This window comes from Bradyrhizobium murdochi, assembly GCF_000472965.1.
Classification (GTDB): Bacteria; Pseudomonadota; Alphaproteobacteria; order Rhizobiales; family Xanthobacteraceae; genus Bradyrhizobium; species Bradyrhizobium murdochi.
Genome location: NZ_AXAU01000065.1, coordinates 1 through 3,406 on the forward strand (window position 1 = coordinate 1; position 3,406 = coordinate 3,406).

Consider the following 3,406-nt stretch of genomic DNA (forward strand, 5'->3'; position numbering starts at 1 on the left):
GTCTCCGATCGCATCGCTGTCTTCGACGCTGGCCGTATCATCGAACAAGGTCCACCCGACCAAATCTTCACCAATCCCGTATCCGAGCGCACCCGTGCCTTCCTACAATCCGTGCTGAATCACTAAGCCGAGCCGATGCCGACCCCATCCGAGTCCTTCCTCACCGGAGCCGAACATCGTATCCGTTATGTCTTTGGCGCATCCCGATGGCAGCAAACCACACGCCAACAAACTTACTGCAGCCAAGCAACCGCCTGCCGGTTTGACGCAGGCGGCGAGCCGGTCGTGCTCAACCCCGAGACTGTTGCTCTCAGCCATCCGATGCGCCGACTTAACTCGATAGGACGCGATCACTCGTACGGCCGGGCCACTCCATGAACTGTGCCGACGCAATTCATGTTTCCGACAGCCTCGCCGAATGTTCATGCAATGCGGTCGACTTTTGACATACATCCCCTTCACATTCTGAAATGCGATAACAGGAGGCGTCACGGCCAGAGGTGCGCCCGATAAATATTCTTCCAGGTCGTCGTTCTCTCTAACAAGCAAGCAAAACTGACTTTTAACAAATCGCGAACATCACATCCCACTTGCAGCAGAAAGAGGATACCCACATCGCGCGGATCGTTTGTCTTGGATGCTGAGTCGGCGAAGAGCGTTTGAACTTCAGCCTTGCTCCTGACGCCGAGCCGACGTGAACCTCGGATTCTGGGCAATAGCCCACTTAGGTTACCAGGATCTCGCAGCCAGGACTGCTCTGATCCGTCTTGAAATGCGGACGGAGCTCAAAATCAAAAATCAGAAGTCAGCGATCCGAAATGCCCGCCTCGCCCAAGCCCCAGACCTTCAGTGCTGACAGCATCACCGCGCCTCTACGCCATGTCACTTTCCGACGCGTCTGGTTCGGGAGTCTGGTTTCAAATCTCGGAATGCTCGTTCAGGGCGTCGCTGCCGCCTGGACGATGACCCAGATGACATCGTCGGCTGATAAGGTCGCGCTAGTGCAGACCGCGCTGATGCTTCCGGTCATGCTGATTTCGATGCCCGCCGGCGCGATTGCCGACATGTATGACCGGCGTGTGGTGGCGCTGATCGCGCTCTCAGTCGCGCTCGCGGGCGCGACCGCTCTAACGGCGCTGGCTTGGCTGGGGCTACTCACTCCAAATCTTCTGCTGACGCTCTGCTTTGTCGTCGGTAGCGGCATGGCGTTGATGTCGCCGGCGTGGCAAGCGTCGGTGAGCGAGCAGGTGCCGTTAGAAACATTGCCTGCGGCGGTCGCATTGAACGGGATCAGCTACAACATCGCGCGCAGCGTCGGACCTGCCGTCGGTGGCGTCGTGGTAGCGACCGCGGGTGCAGTAGCTGCATTCGCACTAAACGCGCTGCTATTTCTGCCGCTGTTGATCGTGCTGTTCCTCTGGAAACGGACCGCCGAACCGTCGCGCCTGCCTCCTGAAAAGCTCGGCCGCGCCATGGTCTCGGGCGTGCGCTACATCACCAATTCGCCATCGATTAAGATCGTGCTGACCCGGTCCATGGTGATGGCTGTTGTCGGCGGTGCGATAGTGGCGTTGATGCCGTTGGTGGCGCGCGATCTCCTGCATGGCGGGGCAAAGACCTACGGGATCATGCTTGGTGTTTTTGGTCTGGGTGCCGTAATCGGCGCGCTCAGCGTCAACAAAGTACGCAAGCGGATGAGCGGTGAGGCCGCGATCCGCGCCTGCGCACTGTCAATGGGAGGTGCGATCGCTGCGGTAGCTCTGACCCATGAACCGACGTTAACGGCGGCCGCCCTCGTGTTGGCGGGAGGCGGCTGGATATTGTCGGGAACACTGAATAACATCGCGGTGCAGCTCTCCGCGCCACGTTGGGTGGCGGGACGCGCGCTCGCCGCGTACCAGGCTGCAGCATCAGGCGGGGTTGCCGTTGGCAGCTGGGGCTGGGGCCATTTGACCGATGCCGTCGGTGTCCAAACGGCACTCCTAGTGTCGGCGGCCGTGATGACGGCCTCGCCACTGCTGGGTCTGTGGCTACGCATGCCGCGCATCAACGCCCAAGGCGAGGATGCTGAGCTGCTGGCGGACCCAGAGGTGCGCCTGGCGCTGACCGGGCGGAGCGGGCCCTTAGTGGTCGAGATCGAGTATCGCATTGCGCAAGAGAACGCGCGGGCATTCCACACCTTGATGCAGCAAGTGCAGCTATCTCGCAAGCGCAATGGGGCCTATGGCTGGTCGATCGCGCGCGACATCGCCGATCCAGAGTTGTGGACCGAGCGCTATCACTGCCCGACCTGGCTCGATTACCTGCGCCACCGCAATCGCTCGACCCAGCGTGAGCGTGCAATGGAACAGCAGGCCATGGCCTTCCATATAGGGAACAACCCGGTGCGCATCCGCCGCATGCTCGAGCGCCCTTTCGGCTCAGTCAGGTGGAAGGACGACACTCCGGACCGCGCTGCGAAAGATGTTCTACCGCTTATCACGACTGCGCCGGGAGGCACTACCTAGCCGCCAACAGGGCCATTTGAGTGCTGTTTGGCAGGTTAGCGAACACAACAGGCAGCTTGGCGCAAGCCCGGCGGCCTCCTCGAACCCGGTACGAGTGATGGCCGACATCGGAGACAACTGGTTGCTCGCACTCCCGCCCGTTAGTAGCCTCGCAGCAGGTAAGAAGTCGTCCTCATGTTCCTATCACCCGCTACGATGTACCGTCCTGATGGACGAATTACTTTGAGGTGCTGGTCTGAGATGAAGATCTATCCTGCTCTCGTCCTGCAGTCTCGACGGCTGCTTGCTGGAGAGCCGATCAGACGGCTGCTAGGCTCTTGAGCTGACATCTTAGCTATCATCAATGATCACATCTTGCGCAAAAGCGCGTTCGAGAGCGAGAATGGAGCGATTTCGAACGTCGACCCGTGGCGTCAGAGGAGAGGCTATCCCTCGCTCCAGTAGCCACAATCCGGCGGATGAGGTCCGGTTTGAGATCACCAAACCGCGGGCGTCACGTGGTGCACGTGTCTACGCAATGCGCTGAACCTGAGAAGAGCGGCTCGTGGCAAAGCGTCCCATTCCATCGAGAATCTCTTGTGTCCGGTGCCACTCGTTCAACCATGGTTCTACCTTCGGGCTTACCTTAAGACGATGCTGCTCGAAGAGCTCGCCACGGCATATGCAGCTTGCGCCGTTTTCCCGTCAAACCGACTAGTTCGCGGAACAATCTTCGATTCTTGCGCCAGAAATTGTCTGCGAGTCTGAGGAAGTTAATGAGAATCACGTGCCCTTGTTGGTCAGTATTGCTGATTCCGCTCGATGTCGCCCACCGTTCCGATTTGATGTCGCCCACCATTCCGGGATGATGTCGCCCGGGGGTGACGAGGCCTCTTCTGGCTACGATACGGTCGCGCCTT

2 protein-coding genes are annotated in these 3,406 nt (G+C 59.6%); one reads left to right on the top strand and one right to left on the bottom strand.

The genetic code is table 11. The features are described from left to right. Positions 1 to 818 precede the first annotated feature (818 nt). A complete protein-coding gene (locus YUO_RS0137565; RefSeq protein ID WP_028351702.1) occupies positions 819 to 2,507 on the top strand; it encodes an MFS transporter in 1,689 nt (562 codons plus the stop codon). Positions 2,508 to 3,132: 625 nt separating this feature from the next. Here the strand turns inward: YUO_RS0137565 and YUO_RS47495 are convergent. Next, positions 3,133 to 3,406 (bottom strand): hypothetical protein (locus YUO_RS47495; protein ID WP_210163981.1); only part of this gene is annotated, 274 nt, incomplete at its 5' end.